26 protein-coding genes and 1 pseudogene are annotated in these 26,460 nt (G+C 71.6%); 2 read left to right on the top strand and 25 right to left on the bottom strand.

All coding sequences use genetic code 11. The features are described 5' to 3' along the window. Positions 1 to 6: 6 nt before the first annotated feature. The 15 genes and pseudogenes from B207_RS0131105 to B207_RS0131035 form a co-directional block, all read right to left on the bottom strand. A pseudogene (locus tag B207_RS0131105) lies at positions 7 to 933 on the bottom strand (YifB family Mg chelatase-like AAA ATPase); the annotation flags it as partial. Continuing rightward, entirely contained in the window at positions 933 to 1,289 is a 357-nt protein-coding gene (locus B207_RS0131100; RefSeq protein WP_018640603.1) for a YraN family protein, read from the bottom strand. The gene B207_RS0131100 and the pseudogene B207_RS0131105, both read right to left, overlap by 1 nt. A 307-nt stretch (positions 1,290 to 1,596) precedes the next feature. After that, entirely contained in the window at positions 1,597 to 1,893 is a 297-nt protein-coding gene (locus B207_RS0131095; RefSeq protein ID WP_018640602.1) for a DUF2469 domain-containing protein, read from the bottom strand. After that, on the bottom strand, positions 1,890 to 2,606 hold the full coding sequence (locus tag B207_RS0131090) for a ribonuclease HII (protein ID WP_018640601.1): 717 nt from the start codon (positions 2,604 to 2,606) through the stop codon (positions 1,890 to 1,892). The genes B207_RS0131095 and B207_RS0131090 overlap by 4 nt, the downstream gene beginning before the upstream one ends. An 11-nt stretch (positions 2,607 to 2,617) precedes the next feature. After that, positions 2,618 to 3,829, bottom strand: coding sequence for a signal peptidase I (gene lepB / locus B207_RS0131085; RefSeq protein ID WP_018640600.1), 1,212 nt, complete (start codon positions 3,827 to 3,829; stop codon positions 2,618 to 2,620). A gap of 196 nt (positions 3,830 to 4,025) precedes the next feature. Further along, positions 4,026 to 4,382 (bottom strand): 50S ribosomal protein L19, encoded by a 357-nt coding sequence (rplS, locus tag B207_RS0131080; RefSeq protein ID WP_018640599.1) that lies wholly within the window; start codon positions 4,380 to 4,382, stop codon positions 4,026 to 4,028. A gap of 405 nt (positions 4,383 to 4,787) precedes the next feature. Continuing rightward, positions 4,788 to 5,561 carry a tRNA (guanosine(37)-N1)-methyltransferase TrmD gene (trmD, locus tag B207_RS0131075; RefSeq protein WP_018640598.1) on the bottom strand — a complete coding sequence of 258 codons (774 nt, stop codon included), beginning with the start codon at positions 5,559 to 5,561 and terminating at the stop codon, positions 4,788 to 4,790. A gap of 112 nt (positions 5,562 to 5,673) precedes the next feature. Next, complete coding sequence (rimM, locus tag B207_RS0131070; protein ID WP_026311630.1) at positions 5,674 to 6,303, bottom strand: ribosome maturation factor RimM; 630 nt, start codon at positions 6,301 to 6,303, stop codon at positions 5,674 to 5,676. Positions 6,304 to 6,342: 39 nt separating this feature from the next. Further along, a complete protein-coding gene (locus B207_RS0131065; protein WP_006544182.1) occupies positions 6,343 to 6,576 on the bottom strand; it encodes an RNA-binding protein in 234 nt (77 codons plus the stop codon). After that, positions 6,577 to 7,017, bottom strand: a complete 441-nt coding sequence (gene rpsP, locus B207_RS0131060; RefSeq protein WP_018640596.1) for a 30S ribosomal protein S16 — start codon at positions 7,015 to 7,017, stop codon at positions 6,577 to 6,579. Positions 7,018 to 7,282: 265 nt separating this feature from the next. Next, the gene (gene ffh, locus B207_RS0131055; protein ID WP_018640595.1) at positions 7,283 to 8,881 is read right to left on the bottom strand and encodes a signal recognition particle protein; all 1,599 of its coding nucleotides are present in this window, start codon (positions 8,879 to 8,881) and stop codon (positions 7,283 to 7,285) included. A gap of 537 nt (positions 8,882 to 9,418) precedes the next feature. Next, a complete protein-coding gene (gene ftsY / locus B207_RS0131050; protein WP_018640594.1) occupies positions 9,419 to 10,705 on the bottom strand; it encodes a signal recognition particle-docking protein FtsY in 1,287 nt (428 codons plus the stop codon). A 95-nt stretch (positions 10,706 to 10,800) separates the two neighbouring features. Next, the gene (locus B207_RS0131045) at positions 10,801 to 14,613 is read right to left on the bottom strand and encodes a chromosome segregation SMC family protein (RefSeq protein WP_018640593.1); all 3,813 of its coding nucleotides are present in this window, start codon (positions 14,611 to 14,613) and stop codon (positions 10,801 to 10,803) included. A gap of 602 nt (positions 14,614 to 15,215) precedes the next feature. Beyond that, complete coding sequence (locus B207_RS0131040) at positions 15,216 to 15,413, bottom strand: hypothetical protein (protein WP_018640592.1); 198 nt, start codon at positions 15,411 to 15,413, stop codon at positions 15,216 to 15,218. Positions 15,414 to 15,918: 505 nt separating this feature from the next. Beyond that, the gene (locus B207_RS0131035) at positions 15,919 to 16,230 is read right to left on the bottom strand and encodes an acylphosphatase (RefSeq protein WP_018640591.1); all 312 of its coding nucleotides are present in this window, start codon (positions 16,228 to 16,230) and stop codon (positions 15,919 to 15,921) included. 33 nt (positions 16,231 to 16,263) lie between these two features. On the opposite strand from B207_RS0131035, the gene B207_RS0131030 reads away from it, so the two are divergent. Next, positions 16,264 to 16,638, top strand: coding sequence for a hypothetical protein (locus tag B207_RS0131030; protein ID WP_018640590.1), 375 nt, complete (start codon positions 16,264 to 16,266; stop codon positions 16,636 to 16,638). 138 nt (positions 16,639 to 16,776) lie between these two features. On the opposite strand, the gene B207_RS0131025 is transcribed toward B207_RS0131030, so the two are convergent. The 10 genes from B207_RS0131025 to B207_RS0130980 all read right to left on the bottom strand — a co-directional run bounded on the left by B207_RS0131025 (position 16,777) and on the right by B207_RS0130980 (position 25,959). Next, positions 16,777 to 17,538: a DUF2786 domain-containing protein gene (locus B207_RS0131025; protein WP_018640589.1), complete on the bottom strand. Its 762-nt coding sequence runs from the start codon at positions 17,536 to 17,538 to the stop codon at positions 16,777 to 16,779. Positions 17,539 to 17,722: 184 nt separating this feature from the next. Beyond that, on the bottom strand, positions 17,723 to 18,628 hold the full coding sequence (mutM, locus tag B207_RS0131020; protein WP_018640588.1) for a bifunctional DNA-formamidopyrimidine glycosylase/DNA-(apurinic or apyrimidinic site) lyase: 906 nt from the start codon (positions 18,626 to 18,628) through the stop codon (positions 17,723 to 17,725). Positions 18,629 to 18,655: 27 nt separating this feature from the next. Continuing rightward, positions 18,656 to 19,504, bottom strand: a complete 849-nt coding sequence (gene rnc / locus B207_RS0131015) for a ribonuclease III (RefSeq protein WP_018640587.1) — start codon at positions 19,502 to 19,504, stop codon at positions 18,656 to 18,658. Next, a complete protein-coding gene (locus tag B207_RS0131010) occupies positions 19,504 to 20,514 on the bottom strand; it encodes a hypothetical protein (RefSeq protein WP_018640586.1) in 1,011 nt (336 codons plus the stop codon). The genes rnc and B207_RS0131010 overlap by 1 nt, the downstream gene beginning before the upstream one ends. A gap of 7 nt (positions 20,515 to 20,521) precedes the next feature. Beyond that, positions 20,522 to 20,692 carry a 50S ribosomal protein L32 gene (gene rpmF, locus B207_RS0131005; RefSeq protein WP_018640585.1) on the bottom strand — a complete coding sequence of 57 codons (171 nt, stop codon included), beginning with the start codon at positions 20,690 to 20,692 and terminating at the stop codon, positions 20,522 to 20,524. Continuing rightward, on the bottom strand, positions 20,692 to 21,276 hold the full coding sequence (locus B207_RS0131000) for a YceD family protein (protein ID WP_026311629.1): 585 nt from the start codon (positions 21,274 to 21,276) through the stop codon (positions 20,692 to 20,694). Before B207_RS0131000 ends, rpmF begins: the two co-directional genes overlap by 1 nt. A gap of 222 nt (positions 21,277 to 21,498) precedes the next feature. Continuing rightward, the gene (locus B207_RS0130995; protein WP_018640583.1) at positions 21,499 to 22,362 is read right to left on the bottom strand and encodes an ATP synthase F0 subunit B; all 864 of its coding nucleotides are present in this window, start codon (positions 22,360 to 22,362) and stop codon (positions 21,499 to 21,501) included. A gap of 222 nt (positions 22,363 to 22,584) precedes the next feature. Beyond that, positions 22,585 to 23,073: a pantetheine-phosphate adenylyltransferase gene (coaD, locus tag B207_RS0130990; RefSeq protein ID WP_018640582.1), complete on the bottom strand. Its 489-nt coding sequence runs from the start codon at positions 23,071 to 23,073 to the stop codon at positions 22,585 to 22,587. Then, the gene (rsmD, locus tag B207_RS0130985) at positions 23,070 to 23,627 is read right to left on the bottom strand and encodes a 16S rRNA (guanine(966)-N(2))-methyltransferase RsmD (RefSeq protein ID WP_018640581.1); all 558 of its coding nucleotides are present in this window, start codon (positions 23,625 to 23,627) and stop codon (positions 23,070 to 23,072) included. Before rsmD ends, coaD begins: the two co-directional genes overlap by 4 nt. Positions 23,628 to 23,634: 7 nt before the next feature. Then, positions 23,635 to 25,959 carry an ATP-dependent DNA helicase RecG gene (locus B207_RS0130980; protein WP_018640580.1) on the bottom strand — a complete coding sequence of 775 codons (2,325 nt, stop codon included), beginning with the start codon at positions 25,957 to 25,959 and terminating at the stop codon, positions 23,635 to 23,637. A 217-nt stretch (positions 25,960 to 26,176) separates the two neighbouring features. Here B207_RS0130980 and rpmB point away from each other — a divergent pair, with 217 nt between their 5' ends. Next, entirely contained in the window at positions 26,177 to 26,365 is a 189-nt protein-coding gene (rpmB, locus tag B207_RS0130975) for a 50S ribosomal protein L28 (protein ID WP_026311627.1), read from the top strand. The last annotated feature ends 95 nt before the right edge of the window (positions 26,366 to 26,460 follow it).

Below are 26,460 nucleotides of genomic sequence, written 5' to 3'. Positions count from 1 at the left end.
TTTGCACGACTCGTCAAGAAAAAGCACACCGTGATGTGCCTGGCTGGCAAGCCCTGGACGGATGACCGAGGAGCCCGAGCCGACGAGCGCGGCCGGGGTGGCGGAATGATGCGGGCTCCGGAACGGAGGCCTGGTCACCAGCGGCTCGCCCAATGGGAGGACGCCTGCGACCGAGTGCACGGCCGTGACCTCGAGCGCCGCCGCCGTGTCGAGAGCCGGCAGCAGGCCGGGCAGTCGTTCGGCGATCATCGTCTTGCCGGTGCCGGGAGGGCCCTGCAGATACAGGTGATGGCCGCCGGCCGCGGCCACCTCGGCCGCGAGGCGCCCCCGAGCCTGACCCGCGACGTCCGAGAGATCCAGCTCGGGCGGATCAGGACGGACTGCGGTCACCGCCTCCGGCAGGACCTGGTCGAGCCGGGGGCGGCCGCGTAGCAGGTCGAGCACGCCCGCGAGGTCATGCATGGGCTCGATCACCGCGCCTGGCACCAGCGCGGCCTCCCGGGCGTTCGACGCCGGGACGACGATGCGCTCCAACCCGGCGCCGACCGCCGCGAGCACGGCCGGCAGGACACCGCGCACCGGGCGGAGCCTGCCGTCGAGGGCGAGTTCACCGATCAGGATCCGGCCGACGAGGGCCGCGCGCGGCACGGCACCGGCCGCGCCCAGGATCGCTGCGGCCATGGCGAGATCGAACGCGCTGCCCGACTTGGGCAATGTCGCGGGGAAGAGGCCGACGGTGATCCTGCGATCCGGCCAGCGCTCGCGCGAGTTCACCACCGCGGCGCGCACCCGGTCGCGCGCCTCGTGCAGAGCCGCGTCGGGCAGGCCGATCAGTGTCAGTCCGGGTAGGCCGTTCGCCAGATCGGCCTCCACCTCGACGAGGTGCCCTTCGATACCGACCACGGCGACGGCCAGTGAACGGGCGAGCGCCATCAGAAGGCTCCCCGCAGGTGATCCACACGCACCGCGCCCTGCTGCTCCCGACAGACTGAGAGCACGTCGAAGCGCACGATCGCGGGCGGCTGGGGATGCTCCGCCAGCCAACGCACGGCGAGCCGCCGGATCCGGGCCGCCTTGCGGCCGGTGACCGCCTCGGCGCCGCTGCCGTATCCGGTGCCGGCACGCGCCTTCACTTCGCAGAAAAGCAGAAGGTCGCCCTGGCGGGCGACGATGTCGATCTCGCCCTCACGGCAGCGCCAGTTCCGGACGAGGATCTCCGCGCCCTCCGCGCTGAGATGACGGGCCGCGACGTCCTCACCGAACCTGCCGAACCGCTGACTGACCCGCATCCGAGTCTCCGTCCCACCGCGGGTCGATCGCCCGTCGGTGAGATCAGGTTGCGTGTGCTCAGGCCGCAGAGGCAGCTCGGACTGCTCACTGTGGACAACCCGTTTCCGTCCACAGCCCCCCGGTGGCCCTCGTCCCCGCGTGACCGCGGGGCGCACGCGTGCGAATCGCGCAGGGGCAGCACGCAGCGGCCCGTGGGCCGAACCGCCGACACACGCGGGACGGACGAGGCCGCAACGGGCACGACGCAGCGGAGCGGAACGGAGCCCCGGCAGCCGGGTCCCCGACCTCAGCGGCAGACCTCGGGGTTCAGAGCTCGGCTTTGGTCAGTTCCTCGACGTTGATGTCCTTGAACGTGACAACCCGAACGTTCTTCACGAAACGTGCAGGACGGAACATGTCCCAGACCCAGGCGTCGCGCAGGGTGAGCTCGAAGAAGACCTCGCCGTCCGAACTGTTGCGGACCTCGATCTGATAGTCGTTCGCCAGATAGAACCGCCGCTCGGTCTCGATCACGTACGAGAACAACCCGACCACGTCGCGGTACTCGCGGTAGAGCTGGAGCTCCATCTCGGTCTCGTACTTCTCGAGATCCTCCGCGCTCATGCGCTCTCCGTGGCGCCATGCAGGCTGGTCATACCAACTCTGTCCTCCAGCCGCAACGATCGTGTCTTTCCTGCCGGCACCGCCTGAGCGGCGACGTTGACGTAGGACAGGCGGTGCTCCTCGCACGGCCCGTACCGCGCCAACGCGGCGTTGTGCGCCGCGGTGACGTACCCCTTGTGCTGCGCGAAATCGTACTCGGCATACCGCTCGTGCAAACTACGCATGATCCGGTCTCTGGTCACCTTGGCCACGACCGACGCCGCGGCGATGCACCCGACAACACGGTCTCCTTTGATCACCGCCAGCGACTCCACCCCGAAGCCCGCGACTGCGAACCCGTCCGTCAGCACGTAGCCCGGCCAGACGTCGAGTGCCGCCACCGCTCGGCGCATACCCATGATGTTGGCCACATGCACACCGATCCGGTCGATGTCCGCCGCGGAGACCACGACGGTCGCCACCGCGGCGGCACTCGCCAGGACGTCGGCGTAGACCTCCTCGCGGATGCGCTCGGTGAGCAGCTTCGAGTCGGTGAGCCGGCCGAGCAGTCGCGTCCGGCGCAGGTCGAGAACCACCGCGGCCACGACCAGCGGCCCCGCGCAGGCGCCCCGACCAGCCTCATCCACACCGGCCACCGGCCCGAGGCCGCCGCGGACCAGCGCCCGTTCGTAGCCGAAGAGGCCGGCATCGCTGCGAATCGCCGCTCTGCGCACCTGCGTCGAGATCAGGGTGAACCACCCGCGTCACGCCACGGCCACCTGTCCCGCCCGCGCGTCCCGTTCCGGTCCCGCTGACCGATGCTCCGCTGACCGATGTCCGGACGCCCTGTGCTGTCCGGACGCCCTGTGCTCGGGTGTCCCGCGCCTGACCGGCCCGCGTCCGGTCGCCGCCGGCCGGTGCGGCGGCGGAGCGGAACCACGAGGGCAAGCGCGGCGAGGGGGGCCGACAGCGCGTCCGAGGACCCGAGCGGCCCCGAGGCAGCCGGCGTGGGCGGCCCGGTGCCAGCGCCGGGCAATGTGGGAGCACCCGCTGCGGACGGCACACCTGAGAAGGTTCCCGGCACTGACAGCATCCCGAACCGGCCGAGTGGCCAGACTCGGACGAAGGCCCGACCGATCACCTTGTCCTGCGGAACGGGGCCGTTCTGGCGGGAGTCCGAGGAACGGGAACGGTGGTCACCCATCAGCCACAGGTCGCCGTCCGGAACAGTGATCGGCCCGAAGTCGCGGAAGTCGTTCTCATAGACGTACGGCTCGTCGAGACCCTTGCCGTTCACCGTCACACGCCCGGCGTCGTCGCAGCAGGCGACGACGTCGCCGCCCACTCCGATCACCCGTTTGATGAAGTCCTTCTCGCTCGGCGCGCCGAGCCCCAGGAGCTCCTGCACGTTGCGGACGAGACGGCTGAACCCGTTGCTCGGCGGCGAGACGACGACGGACTCCCGCTCGAACCCGGTGCCCTGACCGTTGAACACGACGATCTCGCCACGGTGCACGTCGCGGAAGTGGTAGACGACCTTGTTCACCAGGACGCGGTCGTCGATGAGCAGCGTCCGCTCCATCGACTCGGACGGAATCCAGAACGCCTGCACGAAGACGGTCTTGATCAGCAGCGCGAGCAGGAAGGCCACCAACACGAGGATCGGAAGCTCACGGAGGAAGGAGCCACGCCCGTGATCCCTTCCGCCTGCCGGCCGGGAGACCCGCCGGCCCGTGGCAGCGGACGTGCCGCCGCTCTCCCCGCCGGCATGCGATCCGGCCGAGGACGAATCGCCTGGACGGTCGTCGGCGGCGCCGGAAACGCTGAGTACGTCCGTCTGGTCCACGGCAGGGCCCTCGGCACCGGGGAGATCACCGCGGCCGGCGCCGGCCGGCGCCGGAACGCTCCCGGCAGGGCCGTCGAACGGCTCGGGCAAGCCGCGGTCCGATCCACTCACTGCGCCACCTCGTCAGGTCGGCCGTCGTTCGTCATGAGGACGGGCAGAGACCCGCCAGGGCTGCGACCTGACGAGATCAGCCCGCAGCCTGACCATCCTGATGCACCGCGCGCGCGGTGGAGTGGTTTCGCACCCGGCAAGTCGCCCGGTGTCCGCTCCGAGGGGGACACCGGTGGACGACCCCGCTCGGGAAAATTCAGCGGCCGACCGGCTCGCGCTTCTCCTTGATCTTGGCAGCCTTGCCACGGAGCTGGCGCAGGTAGTAGAGCTTCGCCCGACGGACGTCACCGCGGGTCACGACCTCGATCCGCGACACGATCGGGCTGTGGAGAGGGAAGGTCCGCTCCACACCGACGCCGAAGCTGACCTTGCGGACGGTGAAGGTCTCCCGAACGCCGCCTCCCTGGCGGCGAATCACCACGCCCTGGAAGACCTGGATGCGCTGGCGGTTGCCCTCGACCACGCGCACGTGGACCTTCAGGGTGTCGCCCGGCCAGAACTCCGGCACGTCCGTCCTGCGCGACTCGGCGTCGAGGCTGTCCAGGGTGTGCATGGCAGTCGCTTCCTCAGGGTTGTCACAGGCAAATACATCGAACGGCCCAGGGCCGTGCCTGGTCAGCCGCCCGGGCCCTCCGGCCGCATGGCGCGCGCCGCCGCCCCGGCACGGAGCCGGGCGGGCAGACGCCAGAACGGCGGAAAGCCAGGACAGCGGGGACCAGGCAAGCGGTCCAGTGGGGTGCGCCGGCTCGTCGGACCGACAACGCCAACCGACAGTGTGAGCAGACAGCCACCATCAGTGGACGATGCCATCGATGGTGAGTGCCAGCGGACAAGGTCAGTGAGCAGTGTCGGTCCAGTGAACGGTGTCGGTCATGGAACGATGTCGGTCATGAACCGGCGGACACTGCATCCTACTGTGCCACACGAATGCGGTGTCCGGCCGGTAGCCCCGCTCCGGTCAGCCTGGGCTGCCCGTCGGACCGAGGCTCACCGGAGCGGAGTTCACCGGAGCGGGGCGTGCCAGCACCGAGCGATCCCGTTCCGACAGATCGACGCGTTCCAGCAGCTCGGGGCGCCGACGGCCGGTACGCAGCAGCGCCTCGTCCCGCCGCCACCGGGCGATGGCCGCGTGATCGCCGGAGCGCAGGACCTCCGGCACCGCACGCCCCTCCCAGACCGGCGGACGGGTGTAGACCGGCCCCTCGAGGAGGCCATGCGCGAAGGAGTCGTCCGTAAGCGACTCCGCGTTACCGACCACTCCCGGCAGCAACCGCGTGACCGCCTCGACGATGACCAGCGTGGCGGCCTCTCCCCCGGCCAGCACGTAGTCCCCGATCGAGATCTCGTCGTCCGCCCAGACGTCGACCACGCGGCCGTCGATGCCCTCGTAGCGACCGCAGCAGAAGAGAAGCCAGTCCTGCGCGGCAAGCTCAGCAGCGTAGCTCTGGGTGAACGGCCTCCCGGCCGGCGTGGGGACGACCACCCGGGGCCGGCGGGACGGATCACGCGCGCAGATCTCGCGGAGCGCGCCGTCCCACGGCTCGGGCCGCATCACCATGCCGGGCCCGCCGCCGTAGGGTGAGTCGTCGACCGTGCGGTGGATGTCGTGCGTCCACTGCCGCAGGTCGTGCGTGTGGATGTCGACCAGGTCCCGCGCCGCCGCCCGCCCGACCAGGGCCAGTTCCAGCGGGCGCAGGTAGTCCGGAAAGATCGTCACGACGTCTATGCGCATCCGCTGCCTTCGTGCCTGAGGTGTGCCGCGGCCCGGAGGGACACCTGCCGAGCCCTGCCGCGGCGCCGCGCCGGGCAATCCGTCGTGCCCGGCAGACGGCCGTGCCGCGAGGTCAGTCGAGGTCCAGCAGGCCCGGCGGTGGGTCGACCACGATGTGGCCGGCCTTCGGGTCGACGGTCGGCACGATCTCACGGACGAACGGGACCAGGTACTCCCCACCGGCCGCACGACTGATCGCGAGGATCTCGCCTGCCGGGGAGTGAACGACGTCGGTGACGTCCCCCAGCACCACACCGTCGGGGGTCCGTGCCTGCAGGCCGACCAGGTCACGATCCCACCAGGTCTCACCGTCGTCCTCGCCGGCCACCGTCGGCGGACCGGACTCGTCGGAGTCGATGGTCAGCAGGCTGCCCCGCAGCGCCTCGGCGGCACGGCGGTCGGCGACCCCGGCGAACCGCACCAGCAGACGCCCGGAATGCCACCGGGAGGTCTCCACCCGCAGGACCGACCCGAAGGGCGGCACGGCGGCAGCGTTCGGCGGCGCGGGCCCCTCTTCCGTGCTGGGACCGCCCCCGGCGGGGGGCGTGCCCACCGCCGTCACCCGGTTCTCCGCGGCCTGGCGGACCAGGGCGGACCCGGGCGCGAAGCGCCGCTCCGGAAGGTCGGTACGGACGTCGATCGTCACATCCCCACGGATGCCGTGGGGACGCCCGACCCGCCCGACGACGACGGGTTCACCCATGGGACGCGGCAGCGTGCCCACGGGCGCCGACAGCGGGCATCAACGGTCCACGTCGACGACGTCGATGCGCAGACCGCGACCGCCCACACCGCCCATCACGGTGCGCAACGCCCGGGCGGTCCGGCCGCGGCGGCCGATGACCTTGCCGAGGTCGTCGGGATGGACCCGTACCTCCAGCGTCCGGCCGCGCCGGTTGCTCGACAGATCGACCCGGACATCGTCGGGATAGTCGACGATGCCGCGGACGAGATGTTCGAGGGCCGCCTCGAGCACTTACTGCCCCGCGGCCGGCTCTGCCGGCGCCGCCTCGGCGCCGTCGGCAGCGGCCGCCTTCTTGGCCTTCTTCGGGGTGGTCGCCGGCTTGTCGTCGGCTGCGGCCGCCGCCCGCGCCGCCTCGGCGAAGACCTCACGCTTGTCGGGCTTCGGAGCCGGGAGCCTCATCGGCGGAGGAGCCGGCAGGCCCTTGAACTTCTGCCAGTCACCGGTGACCTTGAGGATCGCCAGGACCGGCTCGGTCGGCTGGGCGCCGACGGACAGCCAGTGCCCGACACGGTCCGCGTCGACCTTGATGATGCTCGGGTCGGACTTCGGGTGGTACTGCCCGATGGCCTCGATGACACGGCCGTCCCGCTTGGTGCGGGAGTCGGCGATGACAATGCGGTAATGCGGCTCGCGCATCTTGCCGAGGCGCTGAAGTTTGATCTTTGTTGCCACGGTGGTCGAACGACTCCAGACATATCGGTGACCACCGGAACACACGGGAGGACCGTGGCGTCCCGATGGCGGGAGAGCACCGCCGGCGGCCGACCGCAACGGAACTCCCTCAGGGAGCCGACCCGAGCGGCCACACCGACGCCGGCAGGCAAGGCCTGTATGACCTTACAGTCTGCCAGATCACCCGCCGGGACAACGCCCTGGGGCTCGCCACGCTCGAAGGGACCCCGGAGAACACCGCGCGAACACCACCCTGCGGTGGAAATCAGCGGCCCTTCCGGGGCCCACGCCCCGGGTTCCCGCCGGCGCCGGGGCCACTCCCGCCGGCGTTGCCCCCGCCGATCCCGTGCTGCTGCATGAGGGCCGCGAGGTCGGGCATCCCCTCCAGGTCGGCCCCGCCGACGCCCGGGCCGAGGGCCGGCGCGCCGTCCTGGCCGGTGCGGCGTTCCTGCGCCTGGGCCGCCCGAGCCGCCGGGTTCCCGCTGCGCCGCGCGCCCTTGCCCTTCTTGACCGCCTTGCGCGCCTGTGCGGCCTTCCCTCGCCCCATCCCGGGGAGGAGGCCGGCGCCGCCCGCCATCTGCTTCATCATCTTGCGGGCCTCGCCGAAGCGGTCCAGCAGCTGGTTGACCTCGGTCACCGTGACACCGGAACCGCGGGCCACCCGGGCCTTGCGGGAGGCCTGCAGGATCTTCGGGTCCTGCCGCTCGGCCGGGGTCATGGACCGGATGATGGCGACGACCCGGTCGAGATCGCGGTCGTCGACCTGGGCCAGCTGGTCCTTGATCTGGCCCATCCCCGGCAGCATCCCCAGCAGGTTGCCGATCGGGCCCATCTTGCGCACGGTGAGCATCTGCTCGAGGAAGTCCTCGAGGGTGAACTCCGAGGCGGCCATCTTGGCGGCCATCGCCTCGGCCTGCTCGACCTCGAAGGCCTTCTCCGCATGCTCGATGAGCGTCAGGACGTCGCCCATGCCGAGGATGCGCGACGCCATCCGCTCGGGGTGGAAGACGTCGAAGTCCTCGAGCGCCTCACCCGTGGAGGCGAACATGATCGGGGCCCCGGTGACCCGGGCCACCGACAGCGCGGCGCCACCGCGGGCGTCACCGTCGAGCTTGGTCAGCACGACGCCGGAGAAGCCCACCCCGTCGGCGAACGCCTGGGCCGTGGAGACCGCGTCCTGACCGATCATCGCGTCGAGGACGAAAAGGATCTCGTCCGGCGAGACCGCGTCCCGGATGTCGGCGGCCTGGCGCATCATCTCCTCGTCGACGCCCAGGCGGCCGGCGGTGTCGACGAGGATCACGTCGAAGACCTGCCGGCGGGCGTGCGCGAGTGCGTCCCGAGCGACCCGTACCGGGTCTCCGACGCCGTTGCCGGGTTCGGGCGCGAACACCTCGACGCCGGCCCGCGCGCCGACGACCTGGAGCTGGTTCACCGCGTTCGGGCGCTGCAGGTCGGCGGCCACGAGCAGCGGGGTGTGCCCCTGGGTCTTCAGCCACCGGCCGAGCTTGCCGGCGAGCGTGGTCTTACCCGTTCCCTGCAGGCCCGCCAGCAGGATGACCGTGGGCGGCGTCTTGGCAAAACGCAACGTGGTCGTCCCACCGCCGAGAACGGCGACGAGCTCCTCGTTGACAATCTTGATGACCTGCTGCGCGGGATTCAGCGATGTACTGACCTCGGCGCCACGGGCACGCTCGCGGATCGCCGCGACAAAGCTGCGGACGACCGGCAGGGCGACGTCGGCCTCCAGCAGCGCCACCCGGATCTCACGGGCGGTGGCGTCGATGTCGGCGTCGGTCAACCGCCCCCGGCCGCGCAGCGACGTGAAGACCTTGTCGAGGCGGCTGGAAAGGGTGTCGAACACGCGCACACACTCCGAGATCGCAGACGGACCGCAGCCACCAGCGTACGCATCACCCGCTGATCCGGAACCGGGGGCCGCGCGGCGGCGGCGCTCCCCACGGACCGCACGGCGCCGCCGCCCAGCCCGGCGAGGCGTGCCCGCACGGAACCCGGCATGACGCCGGACGGCTCCGCCCTCTGCGCTGAGGAGGGCGAGACACCTCGCCGGAGGCTCACAAGCCCGACTGGCCCGACTGGATGGACCAGGGACAAGGCCTGGGCGCGGCTGGCCGCGGATCTCGGGCGAACCCGGCGCAGTTCCGGGCGCCAGACGGCATGGGAGACCAGGACGGCCTGGAAACCCGTGCCGCGCTGACGCCGAGAGAGCGCCGAGCCCGGCGGATCCGCGTACGCGGAAAGCGTAGATCCGCACCCGCCCACAGGGGAAGAGCACTGACGCCCCGGAGTGTGGTCCCTGCGTCCGCAGAGGTCAGGAGAAGCGGACCAGACGGGCCAGGCGAGACGGATCGGGCGATCGGGCGGTCAGGCGGTCAGGCGGTCAGGCGGAGTCACCCACGAGTGCGTCGACGAAGGCCTCGGGCTCGAACGGCGCCAGATCGTCCGGGCCCTCGCCGAGACCGATCAGCTTGACCGGCACGCCCAGCTCGCGCTGCACCGCGATGACGATCCCGCCCTTGGCCGTGCCGTCGAGCTTGGTCAGCACGATGCCGGTGATGTCGACGGCCTCGGTGAACACCCGCGCCTGGACAAGCGCGTTCTGGCCGGTGGTCGAATCCAGCACCAGCAGCACCTCGTCCACCGGACTCTGCTTGCCGACCACTCTCTTGATCTTGGACAGCTCATCCATCAGGCCAACCTTCGTGTGCAGCCGGCCGGCGGTGTCGACGAGCACTGTGTCCGCGCTGTCCTCGATCCCGCGTTTCACGGCCTCGAACGCGACCGACGCCGGGTCGGCGCCCTCCGCGCCGCGGACGGTCGTCGCACCGACCCGGCCGCCCCAGGTCTCCAGCTGGTCCGCCGCGGCGGCTCGGAAGGTGTCCGCGGCGCCGAGCACGACCGACCGTCCGTCCGCGACCAGCAGCCGGGCGATCTTCCCGCAGGTGGTCGTCTTACCGGTTCCGTTGACTCCCACGACCAGCACGATGGCGGGTCGGCCAGGCACCGAGGTGCACAACGACCGGTCCATCGCGGTGCCGACCTGGGCGAGCAGCTCGTCCCTCAGCATGGCGCGGGCGTCGGCCGCGGTGCGGGCGCCCAGGACCCTGGTGCGCTCGCGCAGGGCCTCCACCATCTCCGTGGTCGCCGCGACGCCGACGTCGGCGACCAGGAGCGTGGCCTCCACGTCCTCCCAGGTCTCCTCGTCCAGGTTGTCCCCGGACAGCAACGCGAGCAGGCCACGGCCCAGCGCGTTCTGGGAACGGGCAAGCCGCGCCCGCAGGCGCACCATCCGACCAAGCGCCGGGGCGGGGACGTCCAGCGGGGTACGCGGAGAGACGATCTCCGGCTCGGCGGAGAGCTCGCCGGAGAGTTCGCCGGCGGGGGCGGGGACGGCGGGTGCCGGCTCCGTCTCCTCGACGGGCGCGGGCGTCCCGACCGCCGGCGGACCGGACAGATCCACCCGGGTCTCGCCCGTGGGCAGGACCGACGGGGCATCGCCGGGGGTACCGGCAACGGAACCCGGTGGTTCGGTGCCCCCGTGCCTGCCGGCGTGGCCCAGACCACGCGGGCCCCGGCGGGTGCGCCCCCGCAGGGCGCTGCCGGCGACGAGGCCGACCACACCCACCAGGGCGACGGCGATGAGAACGATGAGGATGACCAGCTCCACGACACGATCCTTACAGATCGCGGCGCAACGATCGCTCGTCCACCCCCCGCGCCACCGCGAACGAGGTACCCGGACGGGGTGGTTCCAGCACCTGGTCAGGCCGAGGCGCGTGCCCGCAGGCGCTGACTGATCACCGTCGTGATGCCGTCGCCGCGCATCGCCACGCCGTAGAGCGCGTCGGCGATCTCCATCGTGCGCTTCTGGTGGGTGATGATGATCAGCTGCGACTTCTCCCGCAGTCCCTCGACGGCGTTCAGCAGCCGGCCGAGGTTACGGTCGTCAAGCGCCGCCTCCACCTCGTCCAGGACGTAGAACGGCGACGGCCGGGCACGAAAGATCGCGAGCAGCAGGGCGAGTGCCGTCAGTGACCGTTCGCCGCCCGAGAGCAGCGACAGCCGCTTGACCTTCTTGCCCGGCGGGCGTGCCTCCACCTCGATACCGGTGGTCAGCATGTTCTCCGGATCGGTCAGGACGAGCCGGCCGTCGCCACCCGGGAACAGCGTGGCGAAGACGATCTCGAACTCGCGGGCGGTGTCGGCGAACGCCGTCGCGAACACCTCGCGGACCCGCGCGTCCACCTCGTCCACCACGAGTAGAAGGTCCCGCCGGGTGCTCTTCAGATCGTCCAGCTGGGTGGAGAGGAACGCCGCACGTTCCTGCAGGGCGGCGAACTCCTCCAGCGCCAGCGGGTTGATCTTCCCGAGCCGGGCCAGCTGCTTCTCGGCCCGGCCCGCCCGGGTCACCTGCTCGGCGCGGTCGAACGGGACGGGCTGGCCGTCCGGTTCGTCGGGTGGCACCAGAACATCCGGGCCGAACTCGGCGATCAGGTCGTCCGCGGCGACCCCGTGTTCCTCGAGGGTCTTGGCCTCAAGTGTCTCGACTCGCAGCCGCTTCTCGGCGCGCGCCAGATCGTCACGGTGCGCGGCGTCGCGCAGGGCCGCCAGATCGTTCGCCCACCCGCGTACCTGTTCGCGGACGGTGCCGAGCTCGACCTCGGTCTCCCGGCGAGCCGCCTCCGCCGTCTCGCGCTCGGCCGCCGCAGCGCCGAGCGAGCCCTCGAGCGCCACCAGCGCGGTGTCCGCCGCGGCGGCGAGTGCGGCCGCGATGGCGGACTGGCGTTCCCGCACCTCGCGGCGCGCGGCGGCGGCGGCCCGCGCCGTCCGCTCGCCCGCGGCGGTCCGCATCAGCGCCTCGGCGCGGCCGTGCAGCCCCCGCACCCGCTCCTCGCTGGTGCGCACCGCCAGCCGCGCCTCGACCTCCGCCGCGCGGACCGCCGAGGTCGCCGCCACCAGGCGATCCCGCTCCGCCTGCGAAGGCTCACCGACATCCGGCTCGGCAGAGCTGGCCGCGAGCTCGCCCTCCAGCTCGGTGAGCGCCCCGTAGGCCTGGTCGCGTGCGGTCTCCGCCGCGAGTCTGGACCGCTCCAGGCGGGTGATCTCACCGGCGGCGGTACCACGGGTCCGGTCGATCTGCGCCAGATGCTCGGACAGCGCCCGATGCCGGGCGTCTGCCCCGTGCCGCTCGGCGAGTGCGGCGTCAATGGCGGCGCGGGCCCGCTCCACGGCCTCACGGGCCGGGCCCAGGTCCTCGCGGGACGCCTCCCGGCGGGCCAGGGCCTCGATCGCCCCGCGGTCCGCCTCGTCCGCGGCGGCCTGGACCTCCAGGACTGACGGCGGCGTGGCACTGCCGCCCAGCGCCGCCCGCGGGCCCAGCACATCGCCGTCTCTGGTGACGACTGTCGTGTGGGGGTGGCAGGCGAGGACCTGCCCGGCCACCTCCAGATCGTCGGCGACGACGGTGTCTGCGAGAAGATCCTGGACCGCGGCCTCATAGCGCGCATCGACCACCGTGACCAGGTCGAACGCCGGCACGGACCCGGCAGGCAGCGCGATGGGCAGCGCGCCGCCGGACGATGCTCCCCCGGCTGGCTCCCCGCGGTCGGTGCGCGGAGGGTCTGCCGCCACGAGCGCCGCCCGGCCGGCGTCCGATCCGCGCAGCCAGCGCAGCGCCGCGAGAGCATCCTGCGGGGCGCCCACCAGCAACGCGTCCGCGACCGGACCCAGCGCCGCCGCGATCGCCGCCTGTGCGCCCGGTGCGACGGTGACAAAGCTGGCCAGCCGTCCGATGATCTCGACCGACGGATCGAGCGGCGGGAGCTCGATGATGGTGTCCGGCTCGTCGCGGCGGGCACCGCGCCCGTGCCGCTTCTTCCCTCCCCGCCCCTGGCGGCCGGCCTCGGTGGCAGTGGATGTTCCGGCGCGCGCTGCCGTGGCTGCCACCGTCGCGGCGGCTGCCACCGTCGCGGCGGCGGTCGCCGGGTCGGCGGCGGACGCCGTCTCCTGATCGTCCGGCCGAATCCCCGCCGCCGCGCGTTCGCTGGCGGTCACGGCCGCGGTCAACAGTGCGCTGGCGCCGTCAGCGGGAGCGAGAGACAGTTCGAGGGCTTCTCTGCGCGCCTGCCAGGAGGCCCGGTCACGCTCCGCCGCGCGCTCGGCGTCGCGAAGCGCCTCCAGGCGTTCGCTGGCCGCGCCGTGCACGACAACAGCCTCGCTGTGCCGTTCGGCCAGTTCGTCCCGCGCGGTCTCGATCCGCGCAAGCTCCGCGTCGAGCGCCGAGCGGGAACCCGCAGTCTCCTCGTCCCGCGCGTGCGCTGCCTGCAACGCCTCGGTCATCCGGATGATGTCGGCCTCGGCGGCCGCAGCGCGCGACCGGGCCGCCTCCACCCGCCCCGCGAGCCGGGCCAGGGTCTCGCGGTGATCCGACGCCGCCTTCGCGGCGGCGAGCAGGGCCTTCTCCTCATGTGCCAGCAGCTCTTCGAGCGAGCCCCGGCGGGCCATCACCTCGTCGAGCGTCTCACGGTCCAGCTCCAGTCGCTCGGTCAGCGCGAGTTCCTGTTCCCGGACCGCCGTGGCCTCCTGCTCGAGCTCCTCCGGATCGCGGCCGCCCCGGTGCTCCTCGGCCGCCCCCAGCAGCCGCGACCGCTCGGCCGCCAGCGATCTGCTGCCCCGTAGCCGCTCCCGGACGGAAGCGAGGCCGTACCAGGTCTCCGCCGCTCGCGACGCCCGCGGAACTGCCGCCGCGAGCTGGGCCTCGAGTTCCGCCTCCCGCCGCTGGCCGTCGGCCAGCACCCGCTCGGTCCGCGTGACGCGGGTCCGCAGCGCCTCCTCGTCCGCCGCATCGGAGACGATCGCGGCCCGGGAGGCGGCGAGGTCGTCAGCCAGCAGCCGCAGTCGGGCGTCGCGCAGCGCAGCCTGGATCACTCCGGCCTTGCGGGCGATCTCAGCCTGGCGGCCCAGCGGCCCAAGCTGCCGTCGCAGCTCGGCGGACAGATCGGTGAGGCGAGTCAGGTTCGCCGCCATCGCCTCAAGCTTGCGCAGCGCCTTCTCCTTGCGCTTGCGGTGCTTGAGGACGCCCGCCGCCTCCTCGATGAACGCTCGGCGGTCCTCGGGGCGGGCGTGCAGCACGGCATCGAGCTGGCCCTGCCCCACGACCACGTGGAGCTCGCGCCCGATACCGGAGTCGCTCATCAGCTCCTGGATGTCCAGGAGGCGGCAGGTTGTGCCGTTGATGGTGTATTCGCTCTCGCCGCTGCGGAACATCAGTCGCCCGACAGTCACCTCGGAATACTCGATCGGCAGCGCGCCGTCAGTGTTGTCGATCGTCAGGAGCACCTCGGCACGGCCCAGCGCGGGACGGGACGGCGTGCCGGCGAAGATGACGTCCGACATCGTGCCGCCACGCAGAGCCTTCGCCCCCTGCTCGCCCAGCACCCAGGCGATCGCGTCGACGACATTGCTCTTGCCCGACCCGTTGGGGCCCACGACACAGGTGATGCCGGGCTCGAGATGCAAGGTGGTCGAGCTCGCGAAGGACTTGAAACCCCGCAGGGTGAGACTTTTGAGATGCACCGGGCTCCGGGCGGCGGAGGGACGAAAAACCGCGTCTGGGCCGGCGACCGCCGGCCCAGACGAAGATCAGTCGACATTCGACCCGCTCATGGTACCGAGCGAGGCCCTGCACCCCACCCAGGCACCCCGAACACAGGGCCGGTGACCTGCGACATTCCGCCCGCCGCAGCTCCCCGCCGCGACAACGGGCCGTACGAACGGCCGTCAGCTCGGCGCAGCCACGCCCGACGTCAGGAACTCACAGCGCACACAGGCGCAGACCACCAACGTGTGCGACAACTCGGACACACGCCGCCGGACGCTCGACACCGGGCCCTCCGCGGATCCGCCGGATCAACAGAAGACCGGCACCCCGGATGACTCACCCGAAACAAAGATCAATCACTCCGGGTGACAGTTCGACCACTTTTAGTCGTCGAAAAACGGCACAGCGAGACCTCGTCGCACCGAGCACGACCCCCCGGCCGGAAACAACCCCACAAGGAGGCAGCACTGGACATGAAGGATCCCTGCCCGGCAAGAGACAAGGGGCCCTCACCGTGCACGACATTGCATATGGGGCACCCTAAGTGCCCGGGATGTGAGTTACCTGCGGAGCCGGATCAGGTGAGCGCGGGCTCGACCTCGAGCGAACGCACGTCAGCGGGGACGTCGACCCCGTCGACGAGTGCCTCGTTCACTGCCCGGACGCGCGCGAGCTCAGCCTCAAGCTCCGCCACCCGGACACGAAGACGGCGTACCTCGTACGAGAGACGCATGTCGCTGCCAGAACCGACGTGGCCGAAAAGGGCCTTCGCCATGGTGATGGTCCTCCACGATGAGTGACCTAGCGGGATGTTGGGGCGACGAGATCAGAAGGATCAGAGCGCGCCCCAGAGAATGACCTAAGAATCCCACGCCAGGCGACCGAAAGTCAAGAGCATGCCACAAGCCCCACGCACGGTCCGCCGAACATCAGAAAATCGCCGCTGCCGTACACCTCACGGGACACATGGCGCGGGACCAGACGCAGCAGGTTCGTCCGCGCTTCGCCCATGTGACGGCGTCGGCACCCGGCTTGTTCCGCGCCCGCTGCCGCCCCCGATCGGGCCTTCCACCAGCAGCGATCATCTGCAGGCGCAGGGAAAGCAGGCAGCGACCCCACATCCAGGCGCAGCAATGATCGCGCCGTCGCCACTGTGATCGCATGGTCTCGTTGAGCAAAAGCAGACTTGCGCCAACGCGGCCTTCTCTGTGAAGTTCGACTCCGTTCGCGCGGGCGTCGCCGCGGATTACCCACTCGTTCAGTCGAGCCCGGAAGCACGTTCAGCGCCGAAGGAACCCGGCCAATCCGCCCCGCGGGTCACTCCATGCATGATCGACGCGATCCGTGCGTCCCGGGGTGTGCCCGGTGACGAGCAGCTCCAGCAGTGCCTCGCAGGCTGCCCGCTCGCCCTCGGCGATCACTGCGACCGCACCATCCGGCAAATTCGTCGCAGACCCGACAAGACCCATACGGCGCCCCTTGGTACGCACGTAGTCACGGAACCCGACGCCCTGAACCAGACCTTCGACCCTCGCGGTGAGGCGGACCACGTCCCTGCCGGAGGCGTCCTTCGTCTCGCGAATCTCGTTCATCGGAGCGGTAGGGTACTAGCCATTGTGGACACCATGTACATCGAGAGCGCGCAGCTCAACAGGGGCACCGAGGCCACCCTTCCGGCGGGGCGCGATCCGGGGATGCCGTCGAACGGCAGCACCGCCGGTGATCATGTGCGCATCCCTGGGCGATCAGGGCGGCGACGGTCGCTGGCGTGCATGACCGCCGTGTGTTCGATGGGGGTCGCACTCCTCCTTTCCGGCTGTGGTCAGAACTTCGAGCAGGACGGCGGAGTGATCCCGGTGCCGCATGCCAGCACCGAGGGCTCCACTGTGACGCCGGCAGCCGTACCGTCCGAACCGGTGATCGGCCCGGGCTACGCACCGCCCCGCGGTGAGCGCCCGACACAGACCGCCGTCCCCAACCTGCCTGGTGGCAAGCTGTAGGTCAGTCAGGCTGATCGGCGTGGCTTCACAGCCACGCCGATTCGATCGGATCTCCGCTCACAGCTTCCGCAGCTGGTGTCGTCTTCCAGGGCGGAGGCGGAGTCGAGCCGTTCCGCGCGGGTCACCCACCCCTGCGCGTCAACCGAGCTCTGGTCTCGCGCCGCGCCGCGCCGGCACGCGCCGCCCCTCCCCCAGATCTGCCCGTTGGCCGGCCCGGTAGCCGTCACGGCCGCCCGATCCCGAGAGCTGACGCGCCCGGGTCGTGCGCAGGCGCGGGTAGACCCGCGCCAGGTGAGCGTCGACGACACCCTCTCTGCTCGCCAGTACCACGGCGACAGAACGCCGCTCGGGTGCTCCGTCCGCCGCCGGCGGCTTCTCGGCTTTCTCCGCACGACGGCGCGCTGCCTCCTCGGCCTGGGCGAGTCTGTCCCGCACCGCCACGGAGAATCCCGCCATCCAGGATCGCCGGAAGGCCCGCGGGTCCTCCCAGTGGGGTGGGTGCACCGCGGCGAGGCCGTGCGCCTGCTGGACGAGCAGCGACGTGAACAGCATCTGCACACGTTCGATGTCACCTGCCATGCCGAACAGGTGAGCGGCGTGGGCCGTGCCCGAGCCCGCGGGCTGCGTGCGGTGGACCAGCCGGCAGCCCAGCGGGTCCGCCACACTGGCGAGCAGCGAGATCTTGTCCCGCGCATAGGGCGCGTCGATGCCCATCACGACGTCGCCGGCGACAGCACCCGCTGGAGCGGCGTCATCCAGCAGCGCCCGGTCGATCCCGTACTGGGCGATGAGCTCCGCGGCCTTGGCGTTGTAGTTCTCCCGAGCCGCGTCGGGCAGGCCCTCGGCCTCCGCCATCGCCAACAGCTTGCGGACGCGGCCAAGCAGAGCGTCGGGATTCATGGCGCCTCCGTCCACGGTCCTCCTCCGGAGTGGATACCAGAAGAGGACACCGTCTGTACGGCCTCGCCGAACCGGGGACGACAGCCTGCCGGCGGGGCTCCCGCACGGAACACCTTCAGCCGGCTTCCACCGTCAGCTCCCGGTCACGGCCATGAACGAGGCTGAATCGAATGTGTGTTCGACTCTACCATCGCGCACGGCGTGGCCGCGGTTGGCACACCGGGCAGCTGAAGCTGGAACGGTTCATGAACGCGTCCCGCTGGATGAGCGCCCCGCACCGCGAGCACTCCTGGCCACCGCGCCCATAGACCGTCAGGGACCGCTCGAACAGACCGCTGACACCCTCGGTCGAGACGTACAGCCGGTCGAAGGACGTCCCACCCGCGGCAAGCGCTGCCGTCATCACCGTGCGGACGGCCTCAAGCAGACGGGTGGCCTCCGCCCGGGTCACCGATTCGGTCGGGCGGGCATAGTGCAGGCCGGCCGCCCAGAGTGCCTCGTCAGCGTAGATGTTGCCGACACCGCTGATCAGCGTCTGGTCGAGCAGCGCACGTTTGAGGCCGGTCCGGCGCCGGCGCAGCGCGGCAACGAAGCGATCGGGGTCGAACTCGGCCGAGAGGGGATCTGGCGCTATGTGGGAAATGGTCACCGGTAGCTCCGAGCCCGGGACGACGCAGAGGCCACCGAACGTCCGCTGATCGACGAAGCGCAGCTCACGCCCGCCGTCGGTGAAGCGAAGACGAACGCGCAGATGAACCTGATCCGGGCTGTCCGCGGGGACCACGAGGAGTTGTCCGCTCATCCCGAGGTGACCCAGCAGCGCCTCGCCGGCGTTGTCCACCTCGTTCATGCTGGTCACGCCACTCCTGCCGGCCGCGGCGGCCGGGCTGAGGCCCAGCCACAGGTACTTGCCGCGGCGAGACGCGGAGAGCATCGTCCGCCCCACCAGCGTGGCCTCGAAGTGATCGGCACCGGCGGCGTGACGACGGACGGCCCGGGGGTGGCGCACCTCCACCTGCGCGATCGTCCGGCCGACCACCCCTCGTTCCAGCCCGCGCCGGACGACCTCGACTTCCGGAAGTTCAGGCATCACCGGTGGCGCGCGCCGCGGGAGGGGTCATCGGGGCTCGCCCGCCCTGGCCCCGGGGTCTCCGGCCGGAGTGCTGGCAGCGCTGCCAGCACTGCCAGCGCTGGCGCCGGCCGCGTCCATCGGACGCTCTGCGTCCTGGCGCAGTTCGGCTCCAGCGCTCTCGGCCGACCGCTTCTCCAGCACGGCGAAGGCCGTCGCCGCGGCCCGCTGCTCGGCCTCCTTCTTACTACCGCCCTCGCCCTCACCGAGAACCTCACCGGCGACCCGCGCGAAGGCGGTGAACCGTTTCGCGTGATCCGGGCCGGCCTCGGTGACCACGTAGTCCGGCGGACCGAGCCCGAGCAGCGCCGTCTGTTCCTGCAGCGAGGTCTTCCAGTCCAGGCCCGCGCCGCGGCCGGCCGCCTCGTCGAGCAGCGGGTCGAACAGCCGGTGGACGAAGTCGGAGGCGACGTCGAGGCTGTTCGAGAGGTAGACCGCGCCGATCACGGCTTCCAGCGTGTCCGCGAGGATGCTGGGCTTGTCCCGCCCGCCGGTCGCCTCCTCGCCGCGGCCGAGCAGCAGGTACGGCCCGATTCCGGCCGGGCCGAGGCGCCGTGCCACCTCGGCGAGCGCGCGCATGTTGACCACCGAGGCACGCTGCTTCGCCAGCTGGCCCTCCGGCAGATCAGGGTGGCGGCGGAACAGCGCTGCGGTCACGATGAGCCCGAGGACCGCGTCGCCCAGGAACTCCAGCCGCTCGTTGGTCGGCAGGCCGCCGTTCTCGTAGGCATAGGACCGATGGGTCAGCGCCCGGTCGAGCAGCTCCGGATCGACGTTGACCTGCAGCGCTTCGACGAGCCCTTCCCGCGGCGGGGGAACCGACTGAGCCCGGCTCATCAGGACAGCCCCGCCAGCTCCCGGCGGCGCTCGACGAGCGTCGCCATGGCGTCACGGACCGATCCGGCGAGCCCTGCACGCACCGCGCCGACCGCCGCACCGACGGCCACGGGAAGCGCTCCCGGCGGCACCGGGCCGACCACGGGCAGGTCACCCACCCGGACGGCTGTCCCGTCCACTCCCAGCACGATCATTCCCCCCTGAGGTTGCGAAGTGTCCGCCTGCCCCGGAGTCCGGCCCGGCTCGTCCGGCGCCCCGCCGATGGACGGCCCCAGCGCGGCGAGCAGGACGTCCCCGGTGAACCCGTCGGTGACGACGACATCGGCTCCCGCTCCCGCCCCGGCGAGGAGCCTGTCGGCGGTCACCGGCCCGACGAAGTCGACGCCGAGCGAGGCCAGCAGATCGCCGGCGGAGCGGCGCAGCGGGTCGAGCAGCGCCGGACGCGCCGACAACAGACCGACCCGCGGACTGTCGACGCCGTGCCGAGCCCGGGAGAGACGGGCCCCGACCAGGGCGAACTGAGCGAGCTCATCGGCGGTGACGTCAACCGAGCCCCCGGCGTCACACAGGATCACCGGCCTGCCGGTGGGGCCGAGACCACCAGGACCGAGGCGGAGGGTGACGGCCGCGGCGGCCCTGGTAGCCCCCGGGACGAGGCCAAAGGTGAATCTGGCAGCGGCCAGGACGGCCTCCAGGGGCGCCAACGACACCATCGCGTCGGCCTGCCCGTCCCGCACGAGCCGGGCAGCGATCCGCACGCCGCTGTCGCGGCGGGCACGGACCTCACGCAGCGCGTCCGGGCCCGGTGCCACGCCGCGCCGGGCGTCGACCAACCGGACACGCCCGCCGGCGAGAAGCCCCCGCTCGGCGGCCACCGGTTCGACGTCGCCCGTGGGCGCCACCACGGTCAGCGTCAGCTGCGGATCGCTGTCCAACGCTGTGATCAGCTGGTCGAGGGCGCCTTCCAGCGGAAGGCCCTGGCCGATCAGGTCGACTGCGATGCGCGCCACACTGTCGTCAGACGTCGAGCACCTGACGATCGTTGTAGCGACCGCAGGTCGGGCACGCGTTGTGCGGGCGGATCACATGGCCACGGGCGCACTTCGCCAGCGTCGGCACCTTGGCCTTCCACTGCGCGCGACGAGACCGGGTGTTGCTGCGCGAGGTGCGCCGCTTCGGGACGGCCACTAGTCCTTCTCCTTGTTCTCAGTGGTGGCGGGATCCGCGGCGAGGCCGGACAGCGCCGCCCATCTCGGATCCTGCCGGTTGTGGGAATGGTCCGGGCCGACCTCGTCGAGGCGGGCGCCGCAGTCGACACACAGGCCGGCGCAGTCCGGACGGCAGACCGGTGACAGCGGCAGGCTGAGCACCATCGCGTCACGCACCACCGGCCCGATGTCGGCATGGTCGTCGACAAGGACTCCGACGTCGTCCTCGTCCCCGGTCTCGACCACCCGGTCGGGGTAGTAGAACAGTTCCCTGATCTCGACGGAGGCCGTGTCGCTGACCTCGTCCAGGCAGCGACCGCACTCCCCTGACAGCGGCGCCGTGACGACGCCGCTCACCAGGACTCCCTCCATGACCGACTCGAGCCTCAGGTCGAGCGCCACCGTGGCGCCCGCGGGCAACCGCAGCATCTCGGTGCCGAAGTCGGACGGCTGGACGATCGTGATCTCGACACGACGAAGCGAACCCGGCCGGCGGCCGAGTTCCCGGGTGTCAAGCACGTAGGGACCCCGAGGGGCGCGTCGACGTACTCGTTGTGTGGTCATGGCTGTCACAGCAGATGTTCTCACGTCGCGGTCGTTGCGGGACTGACCAGAGAGCAGGGAACCGATCGTACCGACCGGAGATCGCCCGCCCCACCCCTCCCGGCAGCCGGCGGAGGCCAGCGACGAGCGGCCGGCGAACCCGCCAGCCAGCCCGGGCCGGCCTGGAACAGGCCGGATCCGGACGGGAGTGCGCACCCACGTCACCGGGCACGGACGACCAGCCTATCCGATCGGTGCTCCGGCACCCGACGTCAGCCGGACATGACCCGTCATGCCGCTGCGTGCCGCCGGCATCCCGCTCCACTGCTCCCCGCTCTGGGAGAACGCGGCCTCCGGCGCCCTGCGTGTCCTCCCGACGGTGCCGGCCATGCCGCCGGCGTCCCTGGACCTGCCGGTGTCGATACCGGCCGCGTCGGCGCGGGTCGACTCCTCCAGCTCGCCGGCTGGTCCGTGGCCGACGGACTCGTAGCCCCCGGGCTCCCCCTGCCGGGGCACCATCACATGCTGATCGCCACCGGCCCAGCCGCCGGCCGGTCCGGCCCCGCCCGCACCCGGACGCGCCCCACCCATGCCCATCTCGACTCCGGACGGGTCGGCCGAGCCGACCATGCCGGGAGAACAGGCCGCACTGGCCATCGCCGCCCGCGAGGCGAGGCGCTCCCGTCCCCGGGTCACCGAGGTGAGCGTGCGGTCGAGCAGCTCCTCGAAGCCGGCGAGCTTCCCGTCGACGTAGGAGTCGATCTGGCTGCGCATGTCCTCGGACTCCCGACGGGCGGCAGCCATGATCGACGCCGCGTCCGACTGGGCCTGGACCACGACGGCGCTGCCCGAGGCAAGGCGGGCGCCCTCCCGACGGCCGTCGGCGACGATGGCCGAGGCCTGGCGGTGCGCGTCATCGATGATCGCCTCGCTGTCCGCAAGGATCCGGTCGGCGTCGGCGAGGCGCTCGGGCAGCCGGGCCCGCAGATCCTCCAGAGCCTCCAGCATCTCGGCCCGGTTGAGCACGCAGGACGCCGACAGTGGCATCGCCCGCGCACCCTCGACCAGGGCGATGATCAGATCGAGGCGCTCAGCGAGATCGTCCATGACCGGTAGGTTACGACCGGTCGTCAGGGCACCCGGTAGCGACACTCCGCTAACACACGTGGACCGACCACGGAGATACAGAAGCCCGGAATTGGCGCAACGTGATGCTCTGACCACAATTCACGCGTATTCCACGGATGCGGCACCCCCCGAAGGGTCGCCCGCCTGGCCCGCGGCGCTCGCCGCGGGCCAGGCGGGCGACCGACCTCCGAGGGCGGGTGGTCACGATGCCGAGCGGTCGCGCAGCCCCTTGAGCACGATGTCCGGCACCAGGCCCGAGACGTCGCCGCCGTAGCGCGCGACCTCCTTCACCAGGCTTGACGAGAGGAACGCGTACTGCGGGTTGGTGCTCATGAACAGCGTCTCCACTCCCGCCAGCGAGTTGTTCATCTGCGCCATCTGAAGCTCGTAGTCGAAGTCGCTCACCGCACGCAGGCCCTTGACGATGGACTGGACCCCCCGCACACGGCAGAAGTCGACCAGCAGACCGTGCGACGTGTCCACGATGACGTTGGTGGGCGAGTCTGGATGACTTCGCACCGCCTGCCGGATGAAATCCATCCGCTCGTCGATCGTGAACAGGGTGGCCTTCGTCTTGTTGATCCCAACGGCGACGACGACCTCGTCAAAGAGCCTGCTGGCCCTGACGATGATGTCGAGGTGACCATTGGTGATGGGGTCGAACGATCCAGGACAGACTGCCCTCCTCATGATCGATTACCGTACCAGAGGACACCCTCTCCGTACCTGCGCTCACGGAGTGCGACAATCCCGTCGGGCCAGGTCACGGGTGCCCCCCGGGCTGCCCGCTCGACCACGCAGACACCGCCTCCCGCCAGCCACCCGCCGCTGGCCAGCCGCCCCAGCACGACGTCGACCTCGGCGTCGGGCAGGGCGTACGGCGGGTCGAGGAAGACGACGTCGTACGGCTCGGCCGGATCGACCTCCACCACCCGCGTGACGGGCGAGCGGACCACCTCGGCGCCGGGCAGCCCGAGTGCCTCGACGTTGCGGCGCAGGACCCGTACGACGCCCGGGTCCCTGTCGACCAGCAGGACGTGGGCCGCTCCGCGGGACAACGCCTCGAGGCCGACCGCACCGGAGCCCGCGTAGAGATCAGCCACCCGGGTGCCAGTCAGGTCGATCAGGGTCGCGAGGGTGTTGAACAGACCCTCCCTCGTCCGGTCGGACGTCGGTCTGGTCGTGCCGCCCGGTGGCACGACCAGGCGCCGTCCGCCGGCCCGCCCGCCCACGATGCGCGTCACCGCCGGGTCACCCCTTCTCCAGGAAGGCCACACTCGTCTCGTCCAGCGCCTCGGCGAGCTGGCGGCGCAGCACCGGGAGCGACCGGAGCTCGGGATCCTCGGCCACGATCGTGGCGGCCTCCTCACGCGCGGCGAGAATGAGGTCCTCGTCCCGCAGCAGCTCCAGCAGGCGCAGGGACCGGCGGCCGCCCGACTGGGCGGCGCCCAGGACATCGCCCTCCCGGCGTTGTGCCAGGTCGAGCAGCGCCAGCGCAGCGCCATCCGTGGTCGAGGCGACAGCGCGCAGCCGCTCAGCGGCCGGCGCCGCCGCCTCGACGCAGGTCTGCAGCAGACAGACGCCGGGAGCCCGGCCACGCCCGACCCGCCCGCGGAGCTGGTGGAGCTGGGACACACCAAACCAGTCAGCGTCCAGCACGATCATCACGGTGGCGTTCGGGACGTCGACGCCGACCTCGATGACGGTGGTCGCCACCAGCACGTCGACCTGGCCCGCCCCGAAGCGGGTCATCACGTCCTCCCGGACCGCTGCCGGCATCCGCCCGTGCAGGCCCTCGACCCGCAGGCCGGCGAGCTCCCCCGCTGCCAGCCGGGGCAGTGTCTCGGTGACTGTCGCGCCGACCCGCTCGCCGGGGCCGCCCTGTTCACCGGCGCCGCCCCACGCGCGGTCGCCGTCCTGCCTGCCGGCGGCACCGGGCTCGGCGGCACCGGGCTCGGCGGCGTCCTCCGTTCCCTCGCCGACCCGCGGGCACACCACGTACGCCTGGTGCCCTGCGGCGACCTCCTCCCGCACGCGCCCCCACATCCGTGTCATCAGCACCGTGTTCACCTCGGGGACGACGAACGTCGAGATCGGGGACCGGCCGGCCGGGAGCTGGTCCAGCACGGAGACCTCGAGGTCGCCGAAGACCGTCATCGCGACCGTGCGCGGAATGGGCGTGGCGGTCATGACCAGCAGATGGGGAGGCCGGCGGCCGCGGGAGCGCAGCTCGTCGCGCTGTTCCACCCCGAACCGGTGCTGCTCGTCGACCACGACCAGCGCGAGGTCGCGAAAGGTGACATCCGCGCCGAGCAGCGCGTGGGTGCCGACGACGAGGCCCACGCTGCCGTCGGCGAGCGCGGCGAGCGTCTCGCGCCGGGCCCGCGCGGGCATCGATCCGGTCAGCAGCGCGATCCGGGTCGCCGGGCCGTCGACGCCGAGTTCGCCGGCGCGGGCCCGGTCCCCGAGCAGGGCGAGCAGGCTGCGGTGATGCTGGGACGCGAGCGTCTCGGTGGGTGCCAGCAACGCCGCCTGGCCGCCCGAGTCGACTGCTGTCAGCATCGCCCGCACAGCGACGACGGTCTTGCCCGAGCCGACCTCACCCTGCAGCAGCCGGTGCATCGGGTAGGCCTTGGCCATCTCCGCGTCGATGGTCTCGCCGACCGAGCGCTGGCCTTCGGTGAGGTCGTAGGGCAGCCCGGCGTCGAAGGCGTCACGCAGCCCGCCGGCCCGGCCCGGCCGGGCCTCGGTCGCGACCAGCTCCGCCTGGCGACGGCGGCGGGCCAGGGCCACCTGGACCACCATGGCCTCGTCCCACTTGAGCCGGACGCGGGCGGCGGCCACCTCAGCCCGCGAGGCGGGCCGGTGGACGAGCTCGTAGGCCCGCCGAAGCCCTACCAGCCGGTGCCGGGCACGCACCGGGCCCGGCAGCGGATCGTCGATCTCGCCGAGCGAGTCGAAGACCAGCCGCAGGCAGTGGACGATGGTCCAGCTCGCGACCTTGGCCGTGGCCGGATAGATCGGGACCAGCGAGCCGGCGAAGTCGACCGGCCGCTCGCCGGCCGCACTGGTCTCGCTGGCTTCGGCTCCGCCATCGCCGCCCCGCTCACCGCCGGGTTCGTCCGGGTCGGCGGGGCCGTCGAGCAGGTGCACCTCGGGATGGATGAGCTGGCGGCGGCCCCGGAACTCGGCGACCTTGCCCGCGAACATCGCGGTCGTTCCGGGGACGAGCGCCCTGGCCCGCCACTGCTGGTTGAAGAAGACCAGGGAGAGATGGCCGTCGCCGTCGGTGACGGTGATCTCCAGCCGGCCGTTCTCCCGCCGGCGCGCCCGCTCGGACGGGTCACGCCGGGGCCTGTGCGCGACGACCTTCGTGACCCGTGCCTGGACCGTGGCGATCTCACCCACCACGAGCTCGTTCAGGTCGGTGAGCTCACCGCGCTCGTGATAGCGCCGGGGAAGATGGTCGAGGAGATCACCGATCGTCAGCAGATCCAGCTCGCTGGCGAGAAGCGCGGCGGAGCGGGCACCGAGAGGCCCCTTCAGCGGCGAGTCGAGATCGAGCACACCATGCATAGTGCACCTGGCCACCGACAGTTCCCGCCGCCCGGCCACCTTCACGGCACCGGAGCGTGATCCGCCGGGCTCGGAGCGGCACAGGGCATCGGCCCGCGCGGGCCGGCCCGTCGTGATTGGGCGTTGCTAGGGTAGCCTCGCAGTCGACTACAGGCTAGAGCGGCCGGCGGTTCCCGGCCATCGCTATTGACCCAATCGCTATTGACGGAGTGTTCTCGTGTCTTCGGTGTGTGACGTCTGCGGCAAGGGGCCGGGCTTCGGCATGTCGGTCTCCCACTCCCACCGGCGCACCCGCCGTCGCTGGAACCCCAACATCCAGACCGTCCGTGCCATGGTCGGCCGGACGCCCAAGCGTCTCAACGTGTGCACGTCCTGCCTGAAGGCGGGCAAGGTCAGCCGCGGCTGACCCGCACCGGTCAGCCTGATCGGCTGGCCAGCCGGGGCCCAGGAGCCCTCTGAGGGCGTCCTCCCGGGCTGGTGAAACCCCGGCCAGTCGCACGG

Origin of the sequence: Parafrankia elaeagni, from assembly GCF_000374165.1 — a bacterium.
In the GTDB taxonomy this organism is placed as follows: domain Bacteria; phylum Actinomycetota; class Actinomycetes; order Frankiales; family Frankiaceae; genus Parafrankia; species Parafrankia elaeagni.
Note: the sequence above shows the minus strand (reverse complement) of the source record. Positions and strands in the feature narration are given on the sequence as shown.

What these genes read in the sequence shown, in the direction of transcription:
- rplS (WP_018640599.1), bottom strand. Translation starts at nt 4,382, where the DNA reads ATGCACACCCTGGACAGCCTCGACGCCGAGTCGCGCAGGACGGACGTG.
- B207_RS0131000 (WP_026311629.1), bottom strand. Translation starts at nt 21,276, where the DNA reads ATGACCACACAACGAGTACGTCGACGCGCCCCTCGGGGTCCCTACGTG.
- B207_RS0131030 (WP_018640590.1), top strand. Translation starts at nt 16,264, where the DNA reads ATGTACATCGAGAGCGCGCAGCTCAACAGGGGCACCGAGGCCACCCTT.
- mutM (WP_018640588.1), bottom strand. Translation starts at nt 18,628, where the DNA reads ATGCCTGAACTTCCGGAAGTCGAGGTCGTCCGGCGCGGGCTGGAACGA.
- B207_RS0131100 (WP_018640603.1), bottom strand. Translation starts at nt 1,289, where the DNA reads ATGCGGGTCAGTCAGCGGTTCGGCAGGTTCGGTGAGGACGTCGCGGCC.
- trmD (WP_018640598.1), bottom strand. Translation starts at nt 5,561, where the DNA reads ATGCGCATAGACGTCGTGACGATCTTTCCGGACTACCTGCGCCCGCTG.
- B207_RS0131095 (WP_018640602.1), bottom strand. Translation starts at nt 1,893, where the DNA reads ATGAGCGCGGAGGATCTCGAGAAGTACGAGACCGAGATGGAGCTCCAG.
- rnc (WP_018640587.1), bottom strand. Translation starts at nt 19,504, where the DNA reads ATGAGCCGGGCTCAGTCGGTTCCCCCGCCGCGGGAAGGGCTCGTCGAA.
- B207_RS0131025 (WP_018640589.1), bottom strand. Translation starts at nt 17,538, where the DNA reads ATGAATCCCGACGCTCTGCTTGGCCGCGTCCGCAAGCTGTTGGCGATG.
- B207_RS0130995 (WP_018640583.1), bottom strand. Translation starts at nt 22,362, where the DNA reads ATGGACGATCTCGCTGAGCGCCTCGATCTGATCATCGCCCTGGTCGAG.
- B207_RS0130980 (WP_018640580.1), bottom strand. Translation starts at nt 25,959, where the DNA reads ATGCATGGTGTGCTCGATCTCGACTCGCCGCTGAAGGGGCCTCTCGGT.
- rimM (WP_026311630.1), bottom strand. Translation starts at nt 6,303, where the DNA reads ATGGGTGAACCCGTCGTCGTCGGGCGGGTCGGGCGTCCCCACGGCATC.
- B207_RS0131040 (WP_018640592.1), bottom strand. Translation starts at nt 15,413, where the DNA reads ATGGCGAAGGCCCTTTTCGGCCACGTCGGTTCTGGCAGCGACATGCGT.
- coaD (WP_018640582.1), bottom strand. Translation starts at nt 23,073, where the DNA reads ATGAGGAGGGCAGTCTGTCCTGGATCGTTCGACCCCATCACCAATGGT.
- B207_RS0131035 (WP_018640591.1), bottom strand. Translation starts at nt 16,230, where the DNA reads ATGAACGAGATTCGCGAGACGAAGGACGCCTCCGGCAGGGACGTGGTC.